The sequence below is a fragment of the Burkholderia sp. F1 genome (assembly GCF_050813845.1).
GTDB classification, from domain to species: Bacteria; Pseudomonadota; Gammaproteobacteria; order Burkholderiales; family Burkholderiaceae; genus Burkholderia; species Burkholderia ubonensis.
Genome location: NZ_CP172421.1, coordinates 1,580,033 through 1,606,881 on the forward strand (window position 1 = coordinate 1,580,033; position 26,849 = coordinate 1,606,881).

The window sequence follows — 26,849 nt, forward strand, 5'->3', positions numbered from 1 at the left end:
GCGGCGGCAAGCAATGGGGAAAGTCATGAAACACGAATGGGCGGCGGCCGCGCTGGCGGCGGCGCTGTTGACGGGTTGCGCCGGCGTGACCACCGGCGTGAGCGCGGTCGGGCGGCCGGACGCATTCGCGTCGGGCGCGCACGGCTATGGTTTCGTGCGCACCGACGCGCAGGCGGGCGATGAGCAATACGCGCAGATCGAAGCGCTCGTGCACGACGAGCTCGCGCGTCGCGGGTTCGATGTGCAGCCGCTCAGGGACGCGCGCTACCGGCTGTCGATCGCCTACGCGACGCAGCCTGCGGCGGTCGCGGCCACGGCCGAGCGGTGCGGCGGCGCGAGCAGCGCGTGCGTCGCGGTCGACGGGCCGGCGCCATTCGGGCTGCCGTTCGCCGGCAAGGTCTATCGCCACGTGCTGACGCTGCGGTTCGTCGATGCGAAGTCGGGCGCGGACGTTTACCGCGTGTCGGCCGCGCTGCGCGATCGCGAGCCGGGCGCGCAGCATGCCGCGCCGGCGCTCGTGAAGAGCGCGCTCGCGAAGCTGCCATTCGAGGCGGGCACAGGCTGGCTCGTCGAAACCGAAACGAAAAAAGACGACGCGGGCGGCATGCCGGGCGTCGTCTCGGTGAAGCCGGCCGCCGCGCGCTGAGCGCGCCGGCAGCCGCTGTGTCAGGTTGCGGGGCCCGCGGTGCCGCGGGCCCGTGCCGCAGTTACGCGGCGGGCTGCGTCACGCCGCGCGTGCGCAGATACTCGTCGAACTCCGTGCCGACTTCCGGGTGGCGCAGCGCGAATTCGACGGTCGCCTTCAGGTAGCCGAGCTTGCTGCCGCAGTCATAGCGGGTGCCCTGGTACTTGTACGCCAGCACCTGCTCGTCGGCGAGCAGCGCCTCGATCGCGTCGGTCAGCTGCAATTCGCCGCCCGCGCCCGGCTTCAGCGCGCGCAGGTGCTCGAAGATCCGCGGCTTCAGGATGTAGCGGCCGACCACGCCGAGGTTCGACGGCGCGACTTCCGGCGCCGGCTTCTCGACGATCGCCGACATCTTGATGATCGACTCTTCCCATTCCTTGCCGTCGACGATGCCGTACGACTTCGTCTCCGACGGCGGGATCTCTTCGACGCCGATCACCGAGCTGTGGTAGTGGTCGAACACGTCGACCATCTGCTTCATCACGGGCGGGGTGCCGTCGAGCAGGTCGTCGGCGAGGATCACCGCGAACGGGTTGTCCGCGACGAGCTTCTCCGCGCACAGCACCGCGTGGCCGAGGCCGAGCGCTTCCGGCTGGCGCACGTAGAAGCAGTCGACGTGGCTCGGCTTGATGCTGCGCACCAGCTCCAGCAGCTTTTCCTTGCCGCGCGCCTCGAGCTCCGCCTCGATTTCGTATGACTTGTCGAAATGGTCCTCGATCGCGCGCTTGCTGCGACCGGTGACGAAGATCATTTCCGTGATGCCGGCGGCGATCGCTTCCTCGACCGCGTACTGGATCAGCGGCTTGTCGACGACCGGCAGCATCTCCTTCGGGCTGGCCTTCGTCGCGGGCAGGAAGCGTGTTCCGAGGCCGGCGACCGGAAATACTGCCTTGGTGACTTTCAACATGATCGGACCTTTGTTCCTGTAATCGACACTGCGGGTTATGTTCGCGCCCGCATTATAGTGAGCGCAAACAGCCTTACGGATTGTTACGCCGGCAGCCGCTCGAGCTGCGCGCTGAGTTTCGCGAGCGTGCTCTGGAATTCGGCGAGGCGCTTCTGCTCCTGCTCGACGACCGCGGGCGGCGCTTTCGCGACGAACGCCTCGTTGCCGAGCTTTGCATTGCACTTCGTGATCTCGCCCGTCAGGCGCGCGACTTCCTTCGACAGGCGCTCGCGTTCCGCGGCGACGTCGATTTCCACCTTCAGCACCAGCTTGTTCTGGCCGACGATCGCGATCGGCGCGCCGTGCGCTTGCTGGTCGAGCGCCGCTTCGTCCGCGAGGATCTGCACGTCGGACAGGCGGGCGAGGGCCTGCACGTACGGTGCGAACGCACGCAGGCGCTCAGCTTCGCCCGCCGCGAGCAGCGGCACCTTGGTCGCCGGCGACAGGCTCATCTCGCCGCGCAGGTTGCGGCACGCGTCGATGATCGCCTTCAGGTCGGCCGCCCATTGCTCGGACGCCTCGTCGATCTTCGACAGGTCGGCGAGCGGGTACGCCTGCGTCATCAGCGATGCCTCGCCCTCGGCCTTGCCTTGCGGATAGCGGCCCGCGAGCGGCGCAACCTTCTGCCACAGCGCTTCCGTGATGAACGGGATGATCGGGTGCGCGAGGCGCAGCACCGTTTCCAGCACGCGCAGCAGCGTGCGGCGCGTCGCGCGCTGCTGCGCGGGCGTGCCGGTCTGGATCTGCACCTTCGCGAGTTCGAGATACCAGTCGCAGTACTCGTCCCAGACGAACTTGTAGATGCCGTTCGCGATGTTGTCGAAGCGGTAGTCCGCGAAGCCCTTCGCGATGTCGGCCTCGGTGCGCTGCAGCAGCGACACGATCCAGCGGTCGGCCGCCGAGAAGTCGAGATAGCCGCCCGGGCCGCAGTCGCCCGCGCCGCAGACTTCCGGCTTGTCGAGCCCGCAGTCGTGGCCTTCGCAGTTCATCAGCACGAAGCGCGTCGCGTTCCACAGCTTGTTGCAGAAGTTGCGGTAGCCTTCGCAGCGCGCGAGGTCGAAGTTCACGTTGCGGCCGAGCGTCGCCATCGACGCCATCGTGAAGCGCAGCGCGTCGGTGCCGAACGCGGCGATGCCGTCCGGGAACTCCTTGCGCGTCTTCTTCTCGATCGTCGCGGCCTGCTTCGGGTTCATCAGGCCGGTCGTGCGCTTCGCGACCAGCGTCTCGAGGTCGATGCCGTCGACGATGTCGATCGGGTCGAGCGTGTTGCCCTTGCTCTTCGACATCTTCTGGCCTTCCGCGTCACGCACGAGGCCGTGCACGTAGACGGTGTGGAACGGCACCTTGCCGGTGAAGTGGGTCGTCATCATCACCATCCGGGCGACCCAGAAGAAGATGATGTCGAAGCCGGTGACGAGCACCGACGACGGCAGGAAGTGCGAAAGCTCGGGCGTTTCGTTCGGCCAGCCGAGCGACGAGAACGGCACGAGCGCCGACGAGAACCACGTGTCGAGCACGTCGGCGTCGCGCTTCAGCGCGCCCGCGTAGCCCTTCGCGGCGGCCTGCGCGCGCGCGTCTTCCTCGCTGCGCGCGACGAACACCTCGCCGTTCTCGCCGTACCACGCGGGGATCTGGTGGCCCCACCACAGCTGGCGCGAGATGCACCAGTCCTGGATGTTCTCGAGCCACTGGTAGTAGGTGGTCGTCCAGTTTTCCGGGACGAACTTGATCTGGCCGTTGCGCACGACGTCGAGCGACGTCTCGGTGATCGACTTGCCCGGGTGGAACGTGCCTTCCGGCGCCGGCTTCGTCATCGCGACGAACCACTGGTCGGTCAGCATCGGCTCGATCACGACGCCCGTGCGGTCGCCGCGCGGCACCATCAGCTTGTGCGGCTTCACGGATTCGAGGAAGCCCTGCGCGTCGAGGTCGGCGACGATCGCCTTGCGTGCGTCGAAGCGGTCGAGGCCGCGGTATTGCTCGGGGCCGTTGTCGTTGATCTTCGCGTCGAGCGTCAGGATCTCGATCGGCGCGAGCTGGTGGCGCAGGCCGACCTGGTAGTCGTTGAAGTCGTGCGCGGGCGTGACCTTCACGACGCCGGTGCCGAATTCGAGGTCGACGTAGTCGTCGGCGATCACCGGGATCTCGCGATCGGTCAGCGGCAGCTTCACGAGCTGGCCGATCAGGTGCTTGTAGCGCTCGTCCTCCGGATGGACCATCAGCGCGACGTCGCCGAGCATTGTCTCGGGGCGGGTGGTCGCGACGGTCAGCGTGCCCGAGCCGTCGACGAGCGGGTAGCGGATGTGCCACAGGTGGCCGTTCTCTTCCTCGCTCGCGACCTCGAGGTCGGACACCGCGGTCAGCAGCACCGGATCCCAGTTGACGAGGCGCTTGCCGCGGTAGATCAGGCCCTGTTCATAGAGCGTGACGAACACGTCGCGCACGGCGGCCGACATCTTGTCGTCCATCGTGAAGTATTCGCGCGACCAGTCGGGCGACGCGCCGAGGCGGCGCACCTGGCCCGTGATCGTCGAACCCGATTGTTCCTTCCATTCCCACACGCGCTCGACGAACTTTTCGCGGCCGAGGTCGTGGCGTGACACGCCCTGCGCGTCGAGCTGGCGCTCGACGACGATCTGGGTCGCGATCCCCGCGTGGTCGGTGCCCGGCACCCACAGCGTGTTCTCGCCGAGCATCCGGTGGTAGCGGGTGAGGCCGTCCATGATCGTCTGGTTGAACGCGTGCCCCATGTGCAGCGTGCCCGTGACGTTCGGCGGCGGCAGCTGGATCGAGAAATCGGGCCGGTCCGGATCGAACGCCGGGGCGGCGTAGCCGCGTTTTTCCCACTCCGGCCCCCATTGGGACTCGATGGTGTGGGGTTCGAAACTCTTCGCCAGCGTGCTGTCGCTCATGGTCGGAAATCTGCTGAAAATTGCGTGAATTGGATACGTAAACCGTGAATTATAAATGGTTGCGCATCGGCCGGTCACCGCCTGGCGCGCCGACGGGTCGCGCGGCGCCGATCCCGGCAAGTCGCGCGGCGGATTTATAATGTCGGGCCTACGTTCCACCGCACGCCCGTTGCCACTCCATGCCCGATCTGCTCGCCAACCTCAACCCTGAACAATATGCGGCCGTCACGTTGCCGAACGAACCGGCGCTGATCCTCGCGGGGGCGGGCAGCGGCAAGACGCGGGTGCTGATCACGCGGATCGCGTGGCTGATCCGGCAGGGCTACGCGTCGCCCGCGACCGTGCTCGCCGTCACCTTCACGAACAAGGCCGCGCGCGAGATGATGGCGCGCCTGTCGGCGATGATGCCGATCGATACGCGCGGGATGTGGATCGGCACGTTCCACGGCCTGTGCAACCGGATGCTGCGCGCGCACTACCGCGACGCGGGCCTGCCGCAGACCTTCCAGATCCTCGACACGTCCGACCAGCTGTCCGCGATCAAGCGGCTGATGAAAGGCGCGAACATCGACGACGAGAAATACCCGCCGAAGAACGTCCAGTACTTCATCAACAACGCGAAGGAGCAGGGGCTGCGGCCGGACAAGGTCGACGCGACCGACAGCTTCAACCGCAAGTTCGTCGAGATCTACCAGGCGTACGACCAGCAATGCCAGCGCGAGGGCGTCGTCGACTTCCCCGAGCTGCTGCTGCGCTGCTACGAGCTGCTCGCGCACAACCCGCCGCTGCGCGCGCATTACCAGGCGCGCTTCAAGCACATCCTCGTCGACGAGTTCCAGGATACGAACAAGCTGCAGTACGCGTGGCTCAAGCTGCTCGCGGGCGGCCAGAACGCGATCTTCGCGGTCGGCGACGACGACCAGTCGATCTACGCGTTCCGCGGCGCGAACGTCGGCAACATGCGCGACTTCGAGGACGAGTTCCGCGTGCGCAACCTGATCAAGCTCGAGCAGAACTACCGGTCGCACGGCAACATCCTCGACGCGGCGAACCACCTGATCTCGAACAACGCGCACCGCCTCGGCAAGAACCTGCGCACCGACGCCGGCCACGGCGAGCCCGTGCGCGTGTACGAGGCGACGACCGATTCGCAGGAAGCCGGCTGGATCGTCGAGGAGGTCCGCTCGCTGATCAATACCGGGATGGCGCGCAGCGAGGTCGCGATCCTGTATCGCAGCAACGCGCAGTCGCGCGCGATCGAGCACACGCTGATGACGGCCGGCATCCCGTACCGCGTGTACGGCGGCCTGCGCTTCTTCGAGCGTCAGGAAATCAAGCACGCGCTCGCGTATCTGCGCCTGATCGACAACCCGAACGACGACACCGCGTTCGCGCGCGTCGTGAACTTCCCGACCCGCGGCATCGGCGCGCGCTCGATCGAGCAGCTCGCCGACGCGGCGCGCCTGTACGGCTGCGCGATGGCCGCGGCGATCCCGTACGTGACCGGCAAGGCCGGCTCGAGCCTCGGCGCGTTCGCGAACCTGATCGCGAAGATGCGCGCCGACACGCAGCAGATGAGCCTGCCGGAGACGGTCGAATACGTCGTGCGCGCGAGCGGCCTCGCCGATTTCTACCAGGGCGAGCGCGAAGGCCAGGACCGCCTCGAGAACTTGCAGGAACTCGTCAACGCGGCGACCGCGTTCGTCGGCGAGGAAGGCTACGGGCTCGACACGCCGGCCCGCTCGATCCCGCTGCGCGCGGGCGCGATTGCCGCGCCGGAACTCGGCGCGGAGCCGGATGGCGCTATCGTCGACGTGCTCGATCCGGCCTCCCCGGGCGACCCCGCGCAGAACCCCGACACGATGACGCCGCTCGCGGGCTTCCTGTCGCACGCGTCGCTCGAGGCCGGCGACAACCAGGCGCAGGCCGGGCAGGACGCGGTGCAGCTGATGACGGTGCATGCGGCGAAGGGCCTCGAATTCGCGGCGGTGTTCATCACCGGCCTCGAGGAGGGGCTGTTCCCGCACGAGAACAGCGTGCTCGAATCCGACGGCCTCGAGGAGGAGCGCCGCCTGATGTATGTCGCGATCACGCGCGCGAAGGAGCGGCTCTACCTGTCGTTCGCGCAGAGCCGGATGCTGCATGGGCAGACGCGCTACAACGTGCGCTCGCGCTTCTTCGACGAGTTGCCGCAGCACGTGCTGAAGTGGCTGACGCCGAAGGTCGAGGCGGGCGCGCGCTGGGGCGGCGGCCGCAGCGACAACGCGGGCTGGGGCCGCGACTGGTTCGCGCGGCCGGGCGCCGGGCGCGAGCAGGTCGTCGACGCGGCCGTGTCGGCGCCGCTGCCCGCGTTCGCGAACCAGCAGCGCGCGGCCGACACCGGCTTCCGGGTCGGCCAGCAGGTGTTCCACACCAAATTCGGCGAAGGCACCGTCACCGCGCTCGAAGGCAACGGCGCGGACGCGAAGGCCCAGGTGAAATTCAAGCGGCACGGCGAGAAATGGCTCGCGCTCGCGGTCGCGAAACTGCAGGCGGTGGAATGAGCATGGATATCAAGGCTTCGTCGCCGGGCAAGCCGCTCGGCATTCTCGCCGCGCTGCCCGAGGAGCTCGGCGACCTGATCGCCGCGATGCGCGCCGAAGGCGCGGTCGACACGGTCACGCTCGGCCGCCGCGACTATCACGTCGGCACCGTGCACGGCGCGGCGTGCGTCGTCACGCTCGCGCGGATCGGCAAGGTGGCGGCCGCCGCGACGGTCAGCGCGCTGATCCACGTGTTCGGCGTCGCGGGCGTCGTGTTTACGGGCGTCGCGGGCGGCGTCGCCCGCGCGGTGCGGGTCGGCGACGTCGTCGTCGCGGATACGCTGCTGCAGCACGATCTCGACGCGTCGCCGCTGTTCCCGCGCTACGAGGTGCCGCTGCTCGGCGCCACGCATTTCGACACCGACGCCGAGCTGTCCGCGCGGCTCAAGGCCGCGTGCGCGCAGTTCATCGCGGAAGAGGGCGGCGCGCTCGCCGAACGCTTCCGGCTGGCCGGCGCGCAGCTGCGCAACGGGCTCGTGATCAGCGGCGACCGCTTCGTGTCGAGCGAGCGCGAGGTCGTCGCGCTGCGCGACGCGCTGCCGGACGCGCTCGCGGTCGAGATGGAAGGGGCCGCGATCGCGCAGGTATGCGTCGAGCACGGCGTGCCGTTCGCGCTCGTGCGCACGATCTCGGACACCGCCGACGATCACGCGACCCAGTCGTTCTCGCATTTCCTGTCGGAAATCGCGAGCAGCTATTCGTCCGGCATCCTCAAGCGTTTCCTGACGCTGCATGCGGCGACGGCGGCCTGAGCGCCGCCGTCGTCCTGTCTCCCGCGAACCCGGCGCGCATCGCCGCGCGCCGGGTTCGCGCATGTGGCCTCACGCCTGCTACGCGCGCCGGCTGCCTTCGAGGTTCGGCAGGAACACCGTCAGCACGCCGATGAGCGGCAGGAACGAGCACACCTTGTAGACGAACGCGATGCTCGTCGCGTCGGCGAGCTGGCCGAGCACCGCGGCGCCCACGCCGCCGAGCCCGAACGCGAGGCCGAAGAACAGCCCCGCGACCATGCCGACCTTGCCGGGCATCAGCTCCGTCGCGTACACGATGATCGCGGCGAACGCGGACGCGAGCACGACCCCGATGATCACCGTCAGCACGCTCGTCCAGAACAGGTTCGCGTACGGCAGCAGCAGCGTGAACGGCGTGACGCCGAGGATCGACACCCAGATCACGTACTTGCGGCCGATGCGGTCGCCGACCGGCCCGCCGATCAGCGTGCCGGCGGCCACGGCCGCGAGGAACACGAACAGGTGGAACTGCGCGGCCTGCACCGACAGGTGGAACTTGTCGATCAGGTAGAACGTGAAATAGCTGTTGATGCTCGCGAGATAGAAGTACTTCGAGAACACGAGCAGCACCAGCACGCCGGTCGCGAGCATCACGCGGCTGCGCGGCAGCGTCGCGTGCGCGGCTGCCGCGCCCTTCTTGCGCATCGACGGATGCCGCTTGTACCAGTGGCCGATCCGCGTAAGCACGACCATCGCGACGAGCGCGGCGGCCGAGAACCACGCGATGCTCGGCTGGCCGTGCGGGATCACGACCAGCGCGGCGAGCAGCGGCCCGAGCGCGGAGCCCGCGTTGCCGCCGACCTGGAACACCGACTGCGCGAGCCCGTGCTGGCCGCCCGATGCCATCCGCGCGACGCGCGACGATTCCGGATGGAACACCGACGACCCGCAGCCGACGAGCGCCGCGGCGACCAGCAGCACGCCGAAGCTCGGCGCGACCGACATCAGCAGCAGCCCCGCCAGCGTGAAGCCCATGCCGACCGGCAGCGAGTACGGCTGCGGGCGCTTGTCGGTATAGAGGCCGATGAGCGGCTGCAGCAGCGACGCGGTGATCTGGTAGGTCAGCGTGATCAGGCCGATCTGCGCGAACGACAGCGCGAATTGGCTCTTGAGCATCGGATAGATCGCGACGATCAGCGACTGGATCATGTCGTTGAGCAGGTGCGAGAAGCTGATCGCGCCGAGCACCGGATAGACGGTGCGGGCGGCTGGCGCGGCAGGCGCCGCGTGCGGCTGGGGAGCGGCCGGCGCGGCCTGGCCGGCGGCGCGCGTGTCGAGGCTGGTTTCCATGTGAGCTGAGCGGGTTGGGGTAGCGGGACGCGCTCGATGCGGGACGGCGCGTTTGGGTCGTTGCAGCGTCAAGCGAGTGTAATGTGGCGGATTGTGAATGTCCGGCCAAGTTTTGTCGCAAATCAGACATTGAGGGGCACATCGCCGGTCGCGCGCCTTTTTGGCCGGGTATAACGCTCGCGGTGTGCGCCGTGTCGGGCTGCGTCGCGCCGGATGCGCGTTTTACCGGACTCAAGGAATGCCGCCGGCTGCCGTAGAACCGACGAAATAACCAGACGGGCGCGCCGCCCCGGACGCCGGCCACGAGCCGCGCCGGGGCGGACGCGCGGGCGCGACAGCCATCGCGGTGACGCCGGGACCGACCTTTCCGGCAGCGTGATCAATATGGGGACTCTATCGATGAATGCAGCTTCACTGCGTCCGCAGGCGGGCGCTCCTGTCGACGCGCCGGGCGACGGCGCCAAGCGTGCCGCCCGGCGCGCGCGTCAACCCTGGAGCGTCAAGGCGACGCTGCGCGCCGCGTTCGCGGTGCTGCTGGCCGGCACGCTCGCGATCGGGGTGTTTTCGCTCGCGCAGATCAGCCGCCTGAACGGCTCGATCTCGTCGGTCTACGAGCAGGGGCACGTCGCGAGCCGCGCGGCGCAGGAAGTGCGGGCCGAAGTGCTGCGCGCGAGCCGCGCGCAGAAGATGCTGCTGACCGCGACGACCGCGAAGGAGCGCGACGAGCTCGGCGCCGAGATCGACGCGGGGCTCGCGTCGATCGGCAAGGCGCTCGGCGCGCTGCAGCGCTATGCGGATCCGGCGGATGCGGACGATTCGGCGCGGCTGCGCGCGTTCGCGTCGGCAGTCGGCGGCTGGAGCGGCCATCTGCGCGATTTCGTCACGCTGGTGCGCGCGCAGCCGCTCGACCTGTCGCAGATGAACTGGCAGGTCGGCACGCAGGACGTGTCGCTGCTCGTCGAGACGGGCAAGCTCGAAAAGCTCGTCGCGGAGCTCGTGAAGACGCGCGGCGCGAAATCGAAGGCGACGCTCGATGCGTCGTCGACGATCTTCTCGTCGTCGTTCGCGATGATCGCGGCGTCGACCGTCGCGCTGATCGTGCTCGCGATCGTGATCGCCGAGCGGGTCGTGCGCCGCCTCGTCGCGCAGCTCGGCGGCGAGCCCGCGTATGCGAAGGCGATTGCCGCGGACATCGCGCGAGGCGACCTGACGCAGTCGATCGCGCTCGGCAGGCGCGACCGCGACAGCATGGTCCGCGCGCTGTCCGACATGCAGGCCGGGCTCGCGACGACGGTCTCCGAGATCGCCGTCAGCGCCGAGGCGATCGCGGCCGCGTCCGGCGAGATCTCGATGGGCAACCTCGACCTGTCGCAGCGCACCGAGCAGCAGGCGGTCGCGCTCGAGAAGACCGCGGCCAGCATGGAGCAGCTGACGTCGACGGTGCGCCAGAACGCCGAGAACGCGCGGCAGGCGAGCGCGCTCGCGGAGAACGCGTCGACGGTCGCGGAGGCGGGCGGCGAGGTGGTCGACCGGGTCGTCGCGACGATGAGCGAGATCGACGAGAGCGCGAAGAGCATCCGCGACATCATCGGCGTGATCGAGGGCATCGCGTTCCAGACCAATATCCTCGCGCTCAACGCGGCGGTCGAGGCGGCGCGTGCCGGCGAGCAGGGGCGCGGCTTCTCGGTGGTGGCGGGCGAGGTGCGCTCGCTCGCGCAGCGTGCGGCGACCGCGGCGAAGGAAATCCGCGCGCTGATCGGCGCGTCGGTCGAGCGCGTCGCGAACGGCGCGGCGCTTGCGCACGACGCGGGCCGCACGATGGGCGACGTGGTGCGCGCGGTGAAGCGCGTGACCGACATCATCGGCGAGATCTCGGCTGCGTCGAGCGAGCAGAGCGCGGGCATCGACGAGATCGGCCGCGCGGTCACGCAGATGGACGCCGGCACCCAGCAGAACGCGGCGCTCGTCGAGCAGGCGGCTGCCGCGGCGCGCGCGCTCGACGATCAGGCGCAGGCGCTGAAGGCGCTGGTCGGGCGCTTCCGGTTCACGGCGCCTGCCGGCGCGTGACGCGCGCGGCAGGCGCCGGCAGGGTATTGCGGCGGCCCGGCGGGCCGCCGCGCGTTACGACTTCTTCTTCTGCTTGTCCGGATCGATGATGACCGTGCAGGTCGTGCCGGCCGACAGCAGCACGCCGTCGGGCACCTCGTCGATCTTGATCCGCACCGGCACGCGCTGCGCGAGGCGCACCCAGTTGAAGGTCGGGTTCACGTCGGCGACGAGGTCGCGGCTTTGCGGATTGTCGCGGTCGAAGATGCCGCGCGAGATGCTCTCGACGTGGCCCTTCAGCACGCCGCCGCTCATCAGCCGCATTTCGGCCGGCGCCCCGACGGTCACGCGCGGCAGCTTGGTTTCCTCGAAATAGCCGTAGACCCAGAACGACTGGCTGTCGACGATCGCGAGCTTGGCCTGGCCGGCCACCGCGTAGTTGCCCTTGAACGTCTGCAGGTTCGTGATGTAGCCGTCGACCGGCGCGACGACGCGGGTGCGCTCGAGATTGAGCTTCGCGGCGTCGAGCGCGGCGAGCGCCTGCTGGTACTGCGCGTCGGCGCTCGTCGCGCTGTGCGCGGCGTTCTCGCGGTTTTCCTTCGACACGACGAGCGCGTCGAGGTCCGCTCGGCGGGCCGCGTCGTCGCGGCGCATCTGCAGTTCCGCGCGGCGGGCGGCGACGGCCGCCTGCGCCTGTTCGACCGCGATCTGGTAGTGCGACGGGTCGATCTGCATGATCAGGTCGCCTTTCTTCACGAGCTGGTTGTCGTGCACCGGCAGCTCGACGATCGCGCCCGACACGTCCGGCGCGACGTTGACGATCTCGGCGCGCACGCGCCCGTCGCGCGTCCACGGATCATCCATGTAGTGCACCCACAATGAGCGCCCGATCAGTATCGCGACGATGAGGATGACGGCCGTCGCGACGAAGCCGAAGAGTTTTCGCAGGATCATGATGGTGGTGGTTCAACGGTAAACGGCGAGGCTCAGCCCGCCGCAGATGCAGACGAGAAGGCAGGCCCGGAACAGCGACGGGTGCCAGACGAGACGGTAGAGCCCGGTGTAGGCGAGCAGCCGGTCGACGGCCCACGTCGCCAGCGCGCCGATGACGAACATCAGCACCACCGTGGGCATGTAGGCATCGAGGATGGCGAGTTCACGCGGCATCATGACGAGGTTCCTTGTTGGGGGGCGCGGCCGCGGTTCAGCGACGCGAGCGGCGATTCGGGATCGAGCAGCGCGGTGCGCACGAAGTGCAGGTGGCTCAGGATGCGCTGCAGCCGGTGGCGTTCGTCGCGCGGCGGCGCGAGCGCGATAAGCGCGACAAGCGCCTGCCGGGTCGCGTCGATCGCCGCGTTGGTGGCCTCGAGCGTCGCGTCGAAGCGGTCCGCGGCCGGTTTCTCGAACAGCGCGGAGAGGGCGCCGCGCATTGTGTCGGTCGCGCGGCGCCACGGCGTTTCCGGCGCGTAGTGCGGGTCGGCCGGCAGCGCCGCGAGTTCGTCGCGCAGGTCGATCGCTGCATTGCCGGCCTCGAGCACCGCGAACATCCAGCGCAGCGCGTCGCGCTGCACGTCCGGCTGATCGGCCGACAGCGTGTGCGCCTGGTGCATCAGGTCGCGCGCGCCGCTCTCGAAGCGGGTGCGCAGGCCGGCGAGGCGCGCATGGCAGGCCGCGACCGCCTGGTGACGCAAGTCCGCGAACAGGCGCTTCTTCAGCCACGGCGCGGTCGGCGGGAACAGCACCGCGAACGCGATCGCCGACACGAGCATCGACAGCACGAGCGCGAGCGCGTCGTTCATGAACCCGCTCGGGTCGTAGTGAATCAGGTTTTCCGGGCCGGCGAGCGTGCAGAAGAAGATGCAGTAGCCGACGCCGTAGCCGGCGGTCTTCGGTTTCATCGACAGGTACAGCCCGAGCGCGAGGAACGGCGCAAGCCCGACGCACAGCATCACGAAGCCGTCGACGCGCGGATAGACGCCGAACATCGCGATCAGTCCCATGAACGACGCGAGCACGGTGCCGAGCGCCATCTGGTAGGCCATCGTGGTCGGCCGCGGCATCGACGACGCGAGCGCGCAGATCGCGGCCGCGTTCAGCACCATCGTCACGCCGTTCGGCCAGGCGGTCTGGATCCAGAACCAGCTGAGCACGAGCATCACCGTCGCGGTGCGGATGCCGGCGATCAGCGCGGCGGTCAGGTTGGTGCGCGGCTCGTAGCGCTCGATCCAGCGCTCCCGCTCGTGGTTCGCGGTCGCGAGCGACGCATAGGTCGCCGCATACGCATGCAGGTCGGTGATGAAGCGGTACAGCAGTTCCGAGGCGGTGTCGAAGTCGAGCAGCGGGCAGTCCCGTTGCGTTTCGAGTTCGGCGCGCGTCGCGCGGATGCGGCGCGGCAGCGCGTCGCGCCACGCGAGCAGCTGCTCGGCCGCCTGTGCCGCATCGGCCGACGAGCGCACCGGTTCGCCGCCGCGCGTGAGCAGCGGGGCGATCTCGCGGAAATACGGTTCGATCGCGTTGATCGCGGCGCTCGCACCGGCCGCGTGCAGCCGGTTCATCAGCTGGTGCAGCGCATGGAAGCGGCTCGATGCGCTCATGAACTCGCTGTTCAGGCGCGCGAGGCGTCCGCTCCTCATCCGTGTGTCGGGGTCCTCGAACACGGCCATGCTGCGTGCGGCCTCGAAGCCGACCACGTCGGCGACGAAACGGGTGTGCACGCTTTCGATGTGCGCGCGGTCGAGGTGGCCGGACAGCGCCGACGCGACGTAGTCGACGAACGCGCCGAAGCGCCGGCGCACCGTCGTGCGCATCTGCTCGCCGGTGGTCTGCGGAAACACCAGCGCGCTGACGACGCCGGCCGACACGATCCCGACCACGATCTCGGCGGCGCGGGTCATCGCGGTCATGAACGCGCCGTCCGGGTGCTGCGACGCGGGCAGGCCGATCAGCGCAGCCGTGTAGCCGGCGAGCAGGAAGCCGTAGCTGCGGAAGTTGCGGTTGCGCGCGGCGCCGGCCGTGCACATCGCGACCCACAGCGCGACCGCCAGCAGGAACGGCAGCGGCTGCTGCGGGAACAGGCCGACGAACGCGAGTGTCGCGATCAGCCCGAAGAAGGTGCCGGCAAGCCGGTAGAAGCTCTTCGCGAACACGGCGCCGCTTTGCGGCTGCATCACGATGAACACGGTCGTCATCGCGGTCTTCGGCGCCGGCAGGTCGAGGCGCATCGACACGCCGAGCGCGATGAACGCCGCGAGCAGCGCCTTGGCGAGATAGAGCCAGGCGACGCCGTCGGTGCGGGCCCAGTCGCCGATCGCGGCGAGCCACGCCGATGGCGGATTGCCGGCGGGCGGGGAGGCGGAGGAGGTGGCTGGCATGACGAGCGCTCCGCGTTACCGGGCCGCCGGCGCGCGGGCCGAGTCGGCGCGCGCGAGCGGCGCGGTGCCCGTGGCTTTCGGATTCGACGCAGCGGCAGCCGGCGCCTTGGCGGCCGACGCAGCGGCGCCCGGCACATCCTCACCCGTCTCGACGCCGCCGCCGAGCGCGGCCATCAGCGCCGCGTGCGCGGACAGGCGCTCCGCGTCGATCCGCGCGGCCGTTTCCTGCGCACGCAGCAGCTGCTGCTGCGCGACCAGCACGTTCACGTAATCGGTCAGGCCGCGGCGGAAGCCTTCGCGCGACAGCTGATAGCTGCGGTCGTTCGCGGCCACCGAGCGCGCGGCATCCTTCTTCTGCGTATCGAGCGAGCGGATCCGCACGACCTGGTCGGCGATGTCCTTGAGCGCGCCGACGATCGTCTGGTTGTAGTGCTCGACCGCCTGGTCGTAGCCGGCCGACGCCGCGCCGAGCTGCGCGCGCAGCCGGCCGCCTTCGAAGATCGGCAGCGACAGCGCCGGGCCGGCAGTCCAGCCGCCGTTCATCGCGCGCAGGAAGTCGGCGAACGGCGCGGTCACGCCGAAGCCGCCGACGGTCGCGAGCAGGTCGATGTTCGGATAGAACGCGGCCTTCGCGACGTCGATGCCGCGCGCCTGCGCGTCGACCGTCCAGCGCGCCGCGACGACGTCCGGCCGGCGGCCGAGCAAATCGGCCGGCAGCGCGGACGGCAGGCCGGCCGGCGCGTCGAGCGCGAGCTTCGGCCGCGCGATCGAATCGCCGGCGCCCGGCCCCTTGCCGGCGAGGGCGGCGAGCTGGTGGCGGGCGAGCTGGATCGCTTCCTCGTACGTATCGATCTGGCGTTCGTAGTCGGGCAGCGTCGATTCCGCCTGGCTGACCTCGAGCTGCGTGCCGAGGCCGGCCTGCAGCCGCTTGCGCGCGAGATCCGCGAGCGCGTGCTGGCGTTCGAACGTGTCGTGCGCGAGGTCGAGCAGCGCGTAGTTCATCGACAGTTCGACATAGGCGCGCACGACGTTGACCTCGAGCTCGAGCCGCGCCGCGCGGGCGTCGGCCGCGCTCGCGTGCGCGACGTCGAGCGCGCGCTCGGTCGCGTTCTTGTCCTTGCCCCACAGGTCGAGGTGATACGACAGGCCGAGCGTGCCGGTGTTGTTCCAGGTGTCGGCGTTCGCGAGCGGTCCCGGGCCGTAGAACACGTTGTCCGGCCAGTGCTGCCGCATCAGCGACAGGTTGCCGTTGATCTGCGGCAGTTCGGCCGAGCGGGCGACGCGGGCCATCGCCTGCGCCTCGCGCACGCGCGCTTGCGCGGCGGCGAGCGTCGGGTTGCCGGCCTGCGCGGCGGCGATCCACGCGTCGAGCTGCGGATCGCGGTACGCGCGCCACCAGTCGGCCGCGGGCCAGCCCGCGTCGCGGTCGGCCGCGCGGATGGCCGCCCCGGCGTCGAGCGCGCCCGGGTCGACCTGCGTGGACTGCGGCTTGTTGTCGCCCATGCTCGCGCATCCGGTCATTATTAATGAGACTGCAAGAACCGCGACTGCGAGCGTCCCTTTTATTGCCGGAGACTGCACGATTTTCTCCCTTTCGGATATAGATGAGCCGACTGGGATTATATTTTTAGGCAATTGCTGAATATACGGACAACGGTGCAAGTCATTTTTACAAAAGCTGAGATAATATTTGTTGGTGAGCGTGTAACAATCCTCCCCGATTCTCACGGGTAATGGCATGGATACGTTACAAAACATGCGGGTATTCATGCGCGTGGTCGACGCGGGCAGTTTCACCGCGGCCGCGCAGCAGATGAACTCGACGACCGCCTATACGTCGCGCGCCGTTTCGGACCTGGAGGCGCACCTGCGCACGCGGCTCCTGAACCGGACCACGCGCCGCATCGCGCTGACCGAGGCCGGCGAACGTTATCTGCAGCGCTGCGAACAGATCCTCGCGTATGTCGACCAGGCCGAAGCGGAGGCGAGCGATGCGCATGCGCGTCCGTCGGGCAAGCTGAAGGTGCACTGCGTCACGAGCCTCGGCCAGCACTATACGGTGCCGGCCGTGTCGCGCTATCGCGAGCGCTATCCGGACGTGCACGTCGACCTGACGCTCGCGCAGCGGATGCCGGACCTGCTCGACGAGGGCTACGACGTCGCAATCGTCGTCGGCCGCGATCTGCCGGATTCCGGCCTCGTGTCGCAGCGGCTCGGCGAATCCTACAGCGTCGTCTGCGCGTCGCCGCGCTACCTCGAGCAGCACGGCGTGCCGCAGCAGCCGCAGGATCTCGCGCGTCACACCTGTCTCGGCATGGTTGCGCCGGGCCTTCACTACGACGACTGGACGCTGTCCGGGCCGAACGGCGACGAGCACGTCGCGCTGTCGGCGCCGCCGTTCCGCGTGAACGTCGCCGAGGCGCTCGCGGTGGCGGTGCGGGAAGGGATGGGCATCGGCGTGCTGCCGATCTACTCGGCGATCGCCGGCCTGCGCAACGGCCATTTCGTGCGCGTGATGCCCGAATACCGGTCGCACGTGATGAACATCTACGCGTTGTATCCGTCCCGTCAGTATCTCGACGCGAAAATCCGGACCTGGGTCGATTTCCTGCGCGACGAGCTGCCGGCGACGCTCGACGCCGACGAGGCCGCGCTGGAGCAGTTCACGCGCGCGACATGACGTCGCGGGGGCGCGAAATCTGACGAGATTTGTCGTTCGCGCAACACTTTTTTACGGTCGTCCGGCGGACAGTTTGATACTGTCTGGCTCAGAGTGATCTGCAGCAATACGGAGAAGCAATGGATACGCACCTGATGATCGGCCTTGGAATCCTGTTCGGCGTGATCGGCGCCGTCGCGTCGCGCGACCTGCTGCGCGCAATGAAGGCGCGGCTGCAGCCGGCGCCGGTCCGGGTGCGGTCGGCGTCGGAAGCCGCGCGCCGCCTCGGGCGCTGAAGCGCCGGGGCGGCAGGGCCGTCTAGCAGGCGGCCGCCTCGCGGTTGGCCGCCCCGTCAAGCACCACGACCTTGTCCCACGCGAACGCGGTGTTTTCCAGTTCGCCGGTGCGCCGGCGAATGTAGCCGCGCGGATTGCAGACGACGCGCGTGCCGCCCTCCGTCACGTAATCGAATGAAGTATGCGTGTGGCCGTGCGCCCAGAGGGCGACCGGCGCGCGCACCAGCCCCGCCAGATCGTTGACGAACCCGGCCGAGACCGGATCCTGCGCATAGCGCTCGGCGAGCGAGCGCCGGTGCGGCGCATGATGGGTCACCACGATCGTCCTGCCGGCGAACGGCACAGCCAGCTGCGCCTCGAGCCACGCCCGCGAGCGGCGGTGCAGCGCAAGTGCATCGGCCGGCGTGAAATCGCGCTCCGGCGCGTCGCCGCCCGCATGGACCGCCGCGTCGTGCGGCCACGTCACCTGGATCAGTCCCTTGAAATCGAGCATCACGCGCGACGCCGCGTCGATCGCGCGCGCGACGCTCGCGTCATCCGCGCCGAACAGCGCGAAGTCGGTCCACAGCGTCGTGCCGAGCACCCGGAAGCGCCCGGCCGGATCGACGTAAACGTCGTTGTTCAGGTAATGCACGTTGTCGAGCGCGCGCGCCGCGTCGCGCATCGCCGCCTCGAGCGCGCCGAACTCGCCGTCGTAGTACTCGTGGTTGCCGGGAACGTAGATCACCGGCACCTCCGGGTCGAACGTCTCGGCGGCCCAGCGCAGGCCCTCCGCGCGGTTGTGGATGTCGCCGGCCAGCACGACGAGATCCGCGTCGGCATGGGGAATCACGTCGGGCAGGTTGCTTTCGAGATGCAGGTCGGACAGCACGCGGATCTTCACGAACGTCGCTCCGAAAGAACTGGCTTCAGCGTAGCACTTTGCCGGGGTTCATCAGGCCACGCGGATCGAGCGCGGCCTTCAGCGCGCGCATCAGCCCGATCTCGACCGGCGACTTGTAGCGCTGCGCATCGTCGATCTTCAGCTGGCCGATCCCGTGTTCCGCGCTGATCGTGCCGTGATGGCGGTGCACGTTGTCGTAGACGATCCGGTTGACCGGCGCCTGGTATTCGGCGAGGAACGCCTTCGGGTCGCCGCCGGCGGGCGTCTGCACGTTGTAGTGGAGGTTGCCGTCGCCGAGATGGCCGAACGTCACCATCCGCGCGCCCGGCGCCGCCTGCTGGATCGCCGCGTCGGTTTCGTCGATGAAGCGCGCGATCGACGAGATCGGCACCGCGATGTCGTGCTTGATGTTGAGCCCTTCGTCGGCCTGCGCGAGCGGGATGTGTTCGCGCAGATCCCAGAACGCGCGCGACTGCGCGAGGTTCTCCGCGACCACCGCGTCGACGACGATGCCGGCCTCGAACGCGTCCTCCATCAGCTTCTCGAACAGCGCGCGCGCGTGCGCTTCGCTCTCGTTGTCCGACAGTTCGAGCAGCACCGTTTGCGGGTGCGTGCGATCGAACGGGTAGCGCAACTGCGGATAGTGCTTGCCGACGAGCTGCATGCAGAAATCCGACATCAGTTCGAAGCCCGTCAGCAGCGGCCCGGCCGCGCGCTGCGCAAGCGCGAGGAAGTCGAGCGCCGCATGCGGCGATTCGAGCGCGGCGAGCGCCGTGACCTGCGCGGCGGGCTGCGGATGCAGCTTCATCACGGCGGCGGTGATGATGCCGAGCGTGCCTTCGGCGCCGATGAACAGGTCGCGCAGGTCGTAGCCGGTGTTGTCCTTGCGCAGCCCGCGCAGGCCGTCCCAGATCTCGCCCTGCGGCGTCACGACCTCGAGCCCGAGGCACAGCTCGCGCGCGTTGCCGTAGCGCAGCACCGCGGTGCCGCCGGCGTTGGTCGCGAGGTTGCCGCCGATCGTGCAGCTGCCCTCGGCCGCGAGGCTCAGCGCGAACAGCCGGCCGGCGTCGCGCGCGCGGGCCTGCACGTCGGCGAGGATCACGCCGGCCTCGACGGTGATCGTGTTGTTGTGCGGATCGAGCGCGCGCACGCGATTGACGCGCACGAGGCTCAGCACCGCCTGGCCGCCGCTCGCGTCGGGCGTCGCGCCGCCGGCGAGGCCCGTATTGCCGCCTTGCGGCACGAGCGCGACGCCGTGCGCGTTCGCGAGCTTCACGAGCGCCGCGACTTCGGCGGTGTCCGCCGGTTTCAGCACCGCGCACGCGGTGCCTTTGTAGCGGCGGCGCCAGTCGGTCAGGAACGGCTCGGTGTCGTGCGCGTCGGTCAACACGTAGTCCGCGCCGATCGCGTCGCGGCAGGCGGAAACGAAAGCTTCGGAAGAATTCATGGCGGTCGGTCGCGTAAGGATCAGGGCGCGGCGCGCGATTTTTTCGCCGCGCGTTTGAACGGCGCGACGTACGCAAGCGCCGCCGCGAAGAAGCCGACGGCAAGCGCGGTCTCGCACCAGCCGAGCGTCGCGGACAGGCCGCGATCCGACATGCCGCGCACGACGCCTTCGGCGAGATAGACGAGGATCAGCATGCTCGCCCATTGCATCGTATAGATGTTACGCCGCCAGACGCCGGGCAGCGCGAGCGCGAGCGGCACCGCCTTGAGCATCAGCGCGGACCCGCCGGGCCGCAGCGGCGCGAGCCGCAGCTCCCACGCGAGCGACAGCGCGATCAGCGCGACGAGGCAAGCGGCGGCGGCCAGTGCGTAGCGCGGCCGTGCGGCCGGAGCGGGACGGGCGGGCTCGGGCGGATTCATGCGGCGGCCTGCGCGTCGGCGAGGGCGGCGGCCGCGCGGGCCAGCCGGGCGCCGAGCGCGGCGGCGAGCGCCTTTTCGTCGGCGGACAGCCCGCCGGGCGCGGCGCGCTCGTGCCGCGACACGTGCGACGCGCCGTACGGCGTGCCGCCCGTCTGCGTCGTGCTGAGCGCGGATTCGGTGTACGGGATGCCGACGATCATCATCCCGTGATGGAGCAGCGGAAGCATCATCGACAGCAGCGTCGATTCCTGGCCGCCGTGCAGGCTGCCGGTCGACGTGAACACGCACGCGGGCTTGCCGGTCAGCGCGCCGGACAGCCATTGCGGCGTCGTGCCGTCGAGGAAATACTTGAGCGACGCGGCCATGTTGCCGAAGCGGGTCGGCGAGCCGAGCGCGAGGCCCGCGCATTCCTCGAGATCGCGCAGTTCGGCGTACGGCGGGCCGTCGTCCGGGATCTCGGGCGCGGTCGCCTCGCATACGGCCGACACGGGCGGCACGGTGCGGATGCGCGCCTGCATGCCCGGCACGCTGTCGATGCCGTGCGCGATCGCGAGCGCGAGATCGCGCGTCGCGCCGTGACGGCTGTAATAAAGCACGAGGATGTCTTTCATGGGCAAAGGGGCGTTCTCGCGGCGGCGCATGTGCGCGCCGTGCGCGAACCGCCCCTGCCGGATTGAGCGGCTATTATAGGGGCTGAAGCCGTCGTGCGAAGCGACGGTGCGCGCCGCGTGGCGCAGCGGACGTCGAAGGAGGAAACCGTTTGTCGAAGTTGAGCGTCGATCTCGACACCATCAAGCGCCTCGCGCGCTTCGCCGCGAAACGCAGCGCCGAGGACCGCATCCCGCAGGTGGCGGGCAGTCTCACGTTCACGACGATGCTGGCGCTCGTGCCGCTCGTGACGGTGGCGTTCGCGCTGTTTACCGCGTTCCCGATGTTCGCATCGTTCCAGATCTCGCTGCAGGGGTTCCTCGCCGATCACCTGATGCCGGCGCAGTTCAACATCCAGATATTCAAGTACCTGAACCAGTTCGCGTCGAAGGCGAAGGGCCTGACGACGGCGGGCCTGATCGTGCTCGTCGTCACGTCCGTGATGACGATGATGACGATCGAGTCCGCGTTCAACCTGATCTGGCGCGTGCGCAAGCCGCGGCCGTTCGCGCAGCGGGTGCTCGCGTACTGGGCGCTGATCACGCTCGGGCCGCTGCTGTTCGGCGTGAGCCTGTCGATCTCGTCGTTCCTGTTCACCGAGTCGCTCGCGTTCACGGGCGCGGCGCCGACGACGTCGGTCGTCGAATGGCTGCTGACCTTCGCGTCGCTGCCGCTGACGGTGCTTGCATTCACGCTTCTTTACGTTTATCTGCCCAATTGCACGGTCGCGTGGCGCGACGCGGTGGTCGGCGGCCTGTTCGCGGCGATCGCGTTCGAGCTCGCGAAGCGCGGCTTCGGCTACTACGTGCGGCGGATCCCGACCTACACCGCGGTGTATGGCGCGTTCGCCGCGCTGCCGGTGTTCCTGCTGTGGGTGTACCTGAGCTGGTTCATTGCGCTGCTCGGCGGGATGGTGACGTCGGCGTTGCCGGCGATCCGGGTCGGCCAGTTCCATCGCGTCCACTATCCGGGCAGCGACCTGCTCGACGGGCTGGAGCTGCTCGCGCGGCTCGCCGAAGCCCGCGAGGCCGGCAAGTCCGGCTATTCGGCGATGCGGCTCGCGGCGATGCTGCGCTGCGACATGGAAACTGCGCAGCGGCTGCTGGCGCTGATGGAGGAGCACGAGTGGGTCGCGCGGCTGGATGGCGGCAACGGTGCGCAGCGCTACGTGCTGCTCGCGAACCCCGAGCAGCTGACGCTCGCGCAGCTGTTCGACGTGCTGGTGATCGACCGGACCGAGCTGACCTACCAGCTGCAGCGGCGCCGCACCCATGTCGACGGCGCGGCCTTGCTCGCGGTGCTGTCGAGCGACCGCTTCGACGTGTCGCTCGCGTCGCTGATCGCCACACACCGGCACGCGGGCGCGCATCCGGCCGCCGCGGCGATCGCGCCCGCGCCGGGGAGTGCGGACCCGCACGCGCGGCCGCCCCGCACCGCGTGAGCCGCCGTCACAGCGGGATCTTGCCGGTGCAGATGTCCCTGAACATCACCCAGTCGCCCATCAGGCTGTAGATCGGGTGGCGGAAGGTGGCGGGGCGGTTCTTCTCGAAGAAGAAGTGCCCGACCCACGCGAACGCATAGCCGCACACGACGGCGGCCGGCAGCCAAAGCCAGTCGCCGGTCGCGATCGCCATCGCGACACAGCCGATCACGCCGAGCGAGCCGATGAAGTGCAGCCGCCGCGACGTCAGGTTCTGGTGTTCGTTCAGGTAGTACGGGTAGAAGTCAGCGAAGCTGGCGAAATGCTCCGTATGCGAATGCGCCATGGCCGTCTCCTCGGGCCGCTGTCCATGAAGTCATTGTGCGGCGAGCGGCGGGCGGCCGCAAGCGGGCGCTGGAGCGGGTTCCCGACGTCCGCGCCGAATGCCCGGGGCTGTTGCCCGCGGCATGGCCGGCAGCCCGCCGGAGGCGTGCCCGGCCGGCCTCCGCTTTCCTTTTGACAGGCTTTCCGATAGGATCGAAAGCCGGTTTTGCATATATGCATGAGGGGACTACGATGCGCGTCAGCGATATTCTGAAAGTCAAGGGCAACACGCTGTTCACGGTGACGCCCGATACGCCGCTGCGCGAAGCGGTTGATACGATGGCCGAACACGACATCGGCTCGCTCGTCGTGATGGAGTACGGCGATCTCGTCGGGATGCTGACGTTCCGCGAGATCATCCTGCGCCTGCGCGAAAACGGCGGCGCGATCGGCGAGGTCCAGGTCCGCAAGGTGATGGACGAGCCGCTCACGTGCACGCCCGAAACGGACGTCAACGAAGTGCGCCGGATGATGCTCGAGCGTCACGCGCGCTACATGCCGGTGCTCGACAAGAAGGTGCTGATGGGCGTCATTTCGTTCTACGACGTCGCGAAGACGGTCGTCGAGGCGCAGAGCTTCGAGAACCGGATGCTGAAGGCGTACATCCGCGACTGGCCGGAGCCGGAATCCGAAGCCCGCAAGCCGGTCGCCGGCTGAACGCCGCGCCCGCGCCGCCCCATCCGGCGCGGGTGCATCCGTCCAGCGCGGCGGCGCGGGCCAGGCCTGCGCCTGCGGCGCTGCCTTTCCTCCGATAACCAGGGCCCGCGCAGCTTCGCCGAGACGACGCGCGCGTATTCCGCATGAGCGATCACACGTCAGTCTCGTCAGAGCGCCGCAGCGAACGGCGCGCGCACGCCTCCCAGTTCGACCTGCTGCGCGAACGCCGCTTCGCGCCGTTCTTCACGACCCAGTTTCTCGGCGCGCTGAACGACAACGTCTTCAAGATCGGCTTCACGTCGCTCGTCACCTATCACACCGCGCGGTTTTCCGGCGTCGATGCGAAGACCGCCGCGTTCCTGATCTCCGCGATCTTCATCCTGCCGTTCGTGCTGTTCTCGGCGACGTCCGGGCAGATCGCCGACAAGTACGACAAGGCGCGCCTCACGCGCTTCGTGAAGTCCTTCGAGATCGTGCTGATGCTCGTCGGCGCCGCCGGCTTCGTCACGCACAGCGCGGCGCTGCTGTACCTGTGCACGTTCATGATGGGGATGCATTCGACGCTGTTCGGGCCGGTCAAGTATTCGTACCTGCCGCAGCACCTGGGCGAGCACGAGCTGGTCGGCGGCAACGGCCTCGTCGAGATGGGCACCTTCATCGCGATCCTGATCGGCACGATCATCGGCGGCGCGGCCGCGGGGCTGGCCGGCCGCGGCGAGCTCGTGCTCGCGGTGAGCTGCGTCGCGATCGCGCTCGCGGGGCGCATCGCCGCGCAGCGCGTGCCGCCGACGCCCGCCCCGCAGCCCGATCTCGTGATCAACTGGAACCCGGTCAGCGAAACGTGGCGCAACCTCGGGCTCGCGCGCCAGAACCGCACCGTGTTCCTGAGCCTGCTCGGCATCTCGTGGCTGTGGTTCGTCGGCGCGACGTTCCTCACGTCGTTCTTCAATTTTGCAAAGGACGTGCTGTCCGCGAGCCCCGACGTCGTCACGATCCTGCTCGCGACGTTCTCGGTCGGGATCGGCATCGGCTCGCTGCTGTGCGAGCGGCTGTCGCAGCGGCGCGTCGAGATCGGCCTCGTGCCGCTCGGCTCGATCGGCATCAGCGCGTTCGCGATCGAGCTGTATTTCGCGAGCCATGCGCTGCCCGCGCCCGGACACCTGCTGTCGGTCGGCGAATTCCTGGCCGGCGCACGCCACTGGCGCATCCTTGCCGACCTGTTCCTGCTCGCGATGTTCGGCGGCTTCTACAGCGTGCCGCTGTACGCGCTGATCCAGAGCCGCAGCGCGCCGACGCACCGCGCGCGGATCATCGCCGCGAACAACATCCTCAACGCGCTGTTCATGATCGTGTCGGCGGTGATGGCGATGGCGCTGACCAAGGCGGGCGTCAGCATTCCGGGCATCTTCCTCGTCACCGCGCTGCTCAACGTCGTGGTCGCGGCCTACATCTACCTGCTCGTGCCCGAATTCCTGCTGCGCTTCGTCGCGTGGGTGCTCGTGCATACGTTCTACCGGATCCGGCTCGTGCACGCGGAGCGGATTCCGGAAGAAGGGGCGGCGGTGCTCGTCTGCAATCACGTCAGCTATGTCGACGCGCTGGTGCTCGCGGCCGCGAGCCCGCGTCCGATCCGCTTCGTGATGGATCACCGGATCTTCAGGACGCCGTTCGCAAGCTGGGTGTTCCGGCACGCGAAGGCGATCCCGATCGCGCCGCGTCACGAGGATCCCGAGATGCTCGCGCGCGCGTACGACGCGTGCGTGGCCGCGCTGCAGGAAGGTGAGCTGGTATGCATCTTCCCCGAGGGCAAGCTGACGAAGACGGGCGACATCAACACGTTCCATCACGGCGTGACGGAGATCCTGAGCCGTACGTCGGCACCGGTAATTCCGATGGCGCTGCGCGGCCTGTGGGGCAGCGTATTCTCGCGGCACGCGGACGCGCGCTGGCCGCGGCCCGTGACGCGCGGCGTGATGAGCCGGCTGACGCTTGCGGTCGGCGAGCCGTTGCCGGCGGCGCTCGCGACGCCGGAGGCGCTGCAGGCTGCGGTGGCCGAATTGCGCGGCGCGCGCAAGTAGCGGCGGGCACGGCGGGGCCGCATCGCGCGGCCCGCGCTGCCGGGACGGCTGGCATAATAGCGGCTTGGCTAAACCTTTCGACCGGCGAACGATCGATCTACCCGCGTGTCGGCGGGCGGCGCATCGCTTTGCCTATCTCTCTTTGGGCGGTTCCACCATGTCCGGCAATACCCTCGGCACGCTTTTCACTGTCACGACCTTCGGCGAGTCGCACGGTCCCGCGATCGGCTGCGTGATCGACGGCTGCCCGCCGGGCATGGGGCTGACCGAGGCCGACATCCAGCAGGAGCTCGACCGCCGCAAGCCCGGCACGTCGCGGCATGTCACGCAGCGGCAGGAGGCCGACGAGGTCGAGATCCTGTCGGGCGTGTTCGAAGGCGTCACGACCGGCGCGCCGATCGCGCTCCTGATCCGCAACACCGACCAGCGCAGCAAGGACTACGGCAACATCGTCGAGACGTTCCGGCCCGGTCATGCCGACTACACGTACTGGCAGAAATACGGTGTCCGCGACTATCGCGGCGGCGGCCGCTCGTCCGCGCGCCTGACCGCGCCGATCGTCGGCGCGGGCGCGGTCGCGAAGAAGTGGCTGCGCGAGCGGTTCGGCGTCGAAGTGCGCGGCTGCATGAGCGCGCTCGGCGAGGTCGACGTGCCGTTCGTCGACTGGTCGCACGTGAGCGAGAACCCGTTCTTCGCGCCGAACGCCGACGTCGTGCCGCAGCTCGAGGCATACATGGACGCGCTGCGCAAGGACGGCGACTCGATCGGCGCGCGCATCGACGTCGTCGCATCCGGCGTGCCGGTCGGCTGGGGCGAGCCGGTGTTCGACCGGCTCGACGCGGACATCGCGAAGGCGATGATGAGCATCAACGCGGTGAAGGGCGTCGAAATCGGCGCGGGCTTCGCGAGCGTCGCGCAGCGCGGTTCCGTGCACGGCGACGAGCTGACGCCGGACGGTTTCGTCGGCAATCACGCGGGCGGCGTGCTCGGCGGCATCTCGACCGGGCAGGACATCACTGTGTCGATCGCGATCAAGCCGACGTCGAGCATCCGCACGCCGCGCCGGTCGATCACGAAGGCAGGCGAGCCCGCGACGGTGGAAACGTTCGGGCGTCATGATCCGTGCGTCGGCATCCGCGCGACGCCGATCGCGGAATCGATGCTCGCGCTGGTGCTGATCGATCACGCGCTGCGCCATCGCGCGCAATGCGGCGACGTCGAAACGCAAACGCCGAAGATCGCCGGCAGCGCGACCTGATATGGCCTGGGACCTGGGCGCCGCTGTGTAGAAGGCCGGCCGTCGAATCCATGTAAAACGGGGTGTTGCGTCGAGCA

General features: G+C 69.0%; 22 protein-coding genes. 10 read left to right on the top strand and 12 right to left on the bottom strand.

Features of this window, described 5'->3' with window-relative positions; genetic code table 11:
- The first annotated feature begins 25 nt into the window (after window positions 1-25).
- Window positions 26-646, top strand: coding sequence for a DUF4136 domain-containing protein (locus ACFIMZ_RS07645; protein WP_431822098.1), 621 nt, complete (start codon window positions 26-28; stop codon window positions 644-646).
- Window positions 647-707: 61 nt separating this feature from the next.
- On the opposite strand, the gene galU is transcribed toward ACFIMZ_RS07645, so the two are convergent.
- A complete protein-coding gene (galU, locus tag ACFIMZ_RS07650) occupies window positions 708-1,592 on the bottom strand; it encodes a UTP--glucose-1-phosphate uridylyltransferase GalU (protein ID WP_431822099.1) in 885 nt (294 codons plus the stop codon).
- Window positions 1,593-1,675: 83 nt separating this feature from the next.
- Window positions 1,676-4,543, bottom strand: a complete 2,868-nt coding sequence (locus tag ACFIMZ_RS07655) for a valine--tRNA ligase (RefSeq protein WP_431822100.1) — start codon at window positions 4,541-4,543, stop codon at window positions 1,676-1,678.
- Window positions 4,544-4,722: 179 nt separating this feature from the next.
- Between ACFIMZ_RS07655 and ACFIMZ_RS07660 the strand changes: the two genes are divergently transcribed.
- Window positions 4,723-7,086, top strand: coding sequence for a UvrD-helicase domain-containing protein (locus ACFIMZ_RS07660; protein ID WP_431822101.1), 2,364 nt, complete (start codon window positions 4,723-4,725; stop codon window positions 7,084-7,086).
- 2 nt (window positions 7,087-7,088) lie between these two features.
- Complete coding sequence (locus ACFIMZ_RS07665) at window positions 7,089-7,877, top strand: 5'-methylthioadenosine/adenosylhomocysteine nucleosidase (protein ID WP_431822102.1); 789 nt, start codon at window positions 7,089-7,091, stop codon at window positions 7,875-7,877.
- A 78-nt stretch (window positions 7,878-7,955) separates the two neighbouring features.
- Here ACFIMZ_RS07665 and ACFIMZ_RS07670 read toward each other — a convergent pair whose 3' ends face one another.
- Window positions 7,956-9,206, bottom strand: coding sequence for an MFS transporter (locus ACFIMZ_RS07670; RefSeq protein ID WP_431822103.1), 1,251 nt, complete (start codon window positions 9,204-9,206; stop codon window positions 7,956-7,958).
- A 399-nt stretch (window positions 9,207-9,605) separates the two neighbouring features.
- Here ACFIMZ_RS07670 and ACFIMZ_RS07675 point away from each other — a divergent pair, with 399 nt between their 5' ends.
- Window positions 9,606-11,273, top strand: coding sequence for a methyl-accepting chemotaxis protein (locus ACFIMZ_RS07675; protein ID WP_431822104.1), 1,668 nt, complete (start codon window positions 9,606-9,608; stop codon window positions 11,271-11,273).
- Between the two features lie 54 nt (window positions 11,274-11,327).
- Here the strand turns inward: ACFIMZ_RS07675 and ACFIMZ_RS07680 are convergent, their stop codons facing one another.
- From ACFIMZ_RS07680 to ACFIMZ_RS07695, 4 genes are read right to left on the bottom strand one after another with little or no spacing between them, the layout of a single operon-like run.
- Complete coding sequence (locus ACFIMZ_RS07680; protein WP_059483608.1) at window positions 11,328-12,206, bottom strand: efflux RND transporter periplasmic adaptor subunit; 879 nt, start codon at window positions 12,204-12,206, stop codon at window positions 11,328-11,330.
- Between the two features lie 12 nt (window positions 12,207-12,218).
- Entirely contained in the window at window positions 12,219-12,422 is a 204-nt protein-coding gene (locus tag ACFIMZ_RS07685; RefSeq protein WP_010092591.1) for a DUF1656 domain-containing protein, read from the bottom strand.
- The gene (locus ACFIMZ_RS07690; protein ID WP_431822105.1) at window positions 12,419-14,623 is read right to left on the bottom strand and encodes an FUSC family protein; all 2,205 of its coding nucleotides are present in this window, start codon (window positions 14,621-14,623) and stop codon (window positions 12,419-12,421) included. Before ACFIMZ_RS07690 ends, ACFIMZ_RS07685 begins: the two co-directional genes overlap by 4 nt.
- A 15-nt stretch (window positions 14,624-14,638) precedes the next feature.
- Entirely contained in the window at window positions 14,639-16,204 is a 1,566-nt protein-coding gene (locus ACFIMZ_RS07695) for an efflux transporter outer membrane subunit (RefSeq protein ID WP_431822106.1), read from the bottom strand.
- A 157-nt stretch (window positions 16,205-16,361) separates the two neighbouring features.
- On the opposite strand from ACFIMZ_RS07695, the gene ACFIMZ_RS07700 reads away from it, so the two are divergent.
- On the top strand, window positions 16,362-17,303 hold the full coding sequence (locus tag ACFIMZ_RS07700) for a LysR family transcriptional regulator (RefSeq protein ID WP_431822107.1): 942 nt from the start codon (window positions 16,362-16,364) through the stop codon (window positions 17,301-17,303).
- A 119-nt stretch (window positions 17,304-17,422) separates the two neighbouring features.
- The gene (locus ACFIMZ_RS07705; protein ID WP_010092586.1) at window positions 17,423-17,578 is read left to right on the top strand and encodes a hypothetical protein; all 156 of its coding nucleotides are present in this window, start codon (window positions 17,423-17,425) and stop codon (window positions 17,576-17,578) included.
- Between the two features lie 22 nt (window positions 17,579-17,600).
- On the opposite strand, the gene ACFIMZ_RS07710 is transcribed toward ACFIMZ_RS07705, so the two are convergent.
- From ACFIMZ_RS07710 to wrbA, 4 genes are read right to left on the bottom strand one after another with little or no spacing between them, the layout of a single operon-like run.
- The gene (locus ACFIMZ_RS07710; RefSeq protein WP_431822108.1) at window positions 17,601-18,461 is read right to left on the bottom strand and encodes a metallophosphoesterase; all 861 of its coding nucleotides are present in this window, start codon (window positions 18,459-18,461) and stop codon (window positions 17,601-17,603) included.
- 25 nt (window positions 18,462-18,486) lie between these two features.
- On the bottom strand, window positions 18,487-19,908 hold the full coding sequence (locus tag ACFIMZ_RS07715; RefSeq protein WP_431822109.1) for an FAD-binding oxidoreductase: 1,422 nt from the start codon (window positions 19,906-19,908) through the stop codon (window positions 18,487-18,489).
- 20 nt (window positions 19,909-19,928) lie between these two features.
- A complete protein-coding gene (locus ACFIMZ_RS07720; RefSeq protein WP_431822110.1) occupies window positions 19,929-20,327 on the bottom strand; it encodes a DUF2069 domain-containing protein in 399 nt (132 codons plus the stop codon).
- A complete protein-coding gene (gene wrbA / locus ACFIMZ_RS07725; protein ID WP_431822111.1) occupies window positions 20,324-20,938 on the bottom strand; it encodes an NAD(P)H:quinone oxidoreductase in 615 nt (204 codons plus the stop codon). The genes ACFIMZ_RS07720 and wrbA overlap by 4 nt, the downstream gene beginning before the upstream one ends.
- A 149-nt stretch (window positions 20,939-21,087) precedes the next feature.
- On the opposite strand from wrbA, the gene ACFIMZ_RS07730 reads away from it, so the two are divergent.
- Window positions 21,088-22,416 carry a YihY family inner membrane protein gene (locus ACFIMZ_RS07730; protein WP_431822112.1) on the top strand — a complete coding sequence of 443 codons (1,329 nt, stop codon included), beginning with the start codon at window positions 21,088-21,090 and terminating at the stop codon, window positions 22,414-22,416.
- A gap of 7 nt (window positions 22,417-22,423) precedes the next feature.
- Here the strand turns inward: ACFIMZ_RS07730 and ACFIMZ_RS07735 are convergent, their stop codons facing one another.
- A complete protein-coding gene (locus ACFIMZ_RS07735; protein WP_010092579.1) occupies window positions 22,424-22,741 on the bottom strand; it encodes an Mpo1-like protein in 318 nt (105 codons plus the stop codon).
- Between the two features lie 230 nt (window positions 22,742-22,971).
- Between ACFIMZ_RS07735 and ACFIMZ_RS07740 the strand changes: the two genes are divergently transcribed.
- The 3 genes from ACFIMZ_RS07740 (at window position 22,972) to aroC (ending at window position 26,772) form a co-directional block, all read left to right on the top strand.
- Window positions 22,972-23,436 carry a CBS domain-containing protein gene (locus ACFIMZ_RS07740; protein WP_010092578.1) on the top strand — a complete coding sequence of 155 codons (465 nt, stop codon included), beginning with the start codon at window positions 22,972-22,974 and terminating at the stop codon, window positions 23,434-23,436.
- Between the two features lie 143 nt (window positions 23,437-23,579).
- The gene (locus ACFIMZ_RS07745) at window positions 23,580-25,514 is read left to right on the top strand and encodes an MFS transporter (RefSeq protein ID WP_431822113.1); all 1,935 of its coding nucleotides are present in this window, start codon (window positions 23,580-23,582) and stop codon (window positions 25,512-25,514) included.
- Window positions 25,515-25,671: 157 nt separating this feature from the next.
- Window positions 25,672-26,772: a chorismate synthase gene (gene aroC, locus ACFIMZ_RS07750; protein ID WP_431822114.1), complete on the top strand. Its 1,101-nt coding sequence runs from the start codon at window positions 25,672-25,674 to the stop codon at window positions 26,770-26,772.
- Window positions 26,773-26,849 lie beyond the last annotated feature (77 nt).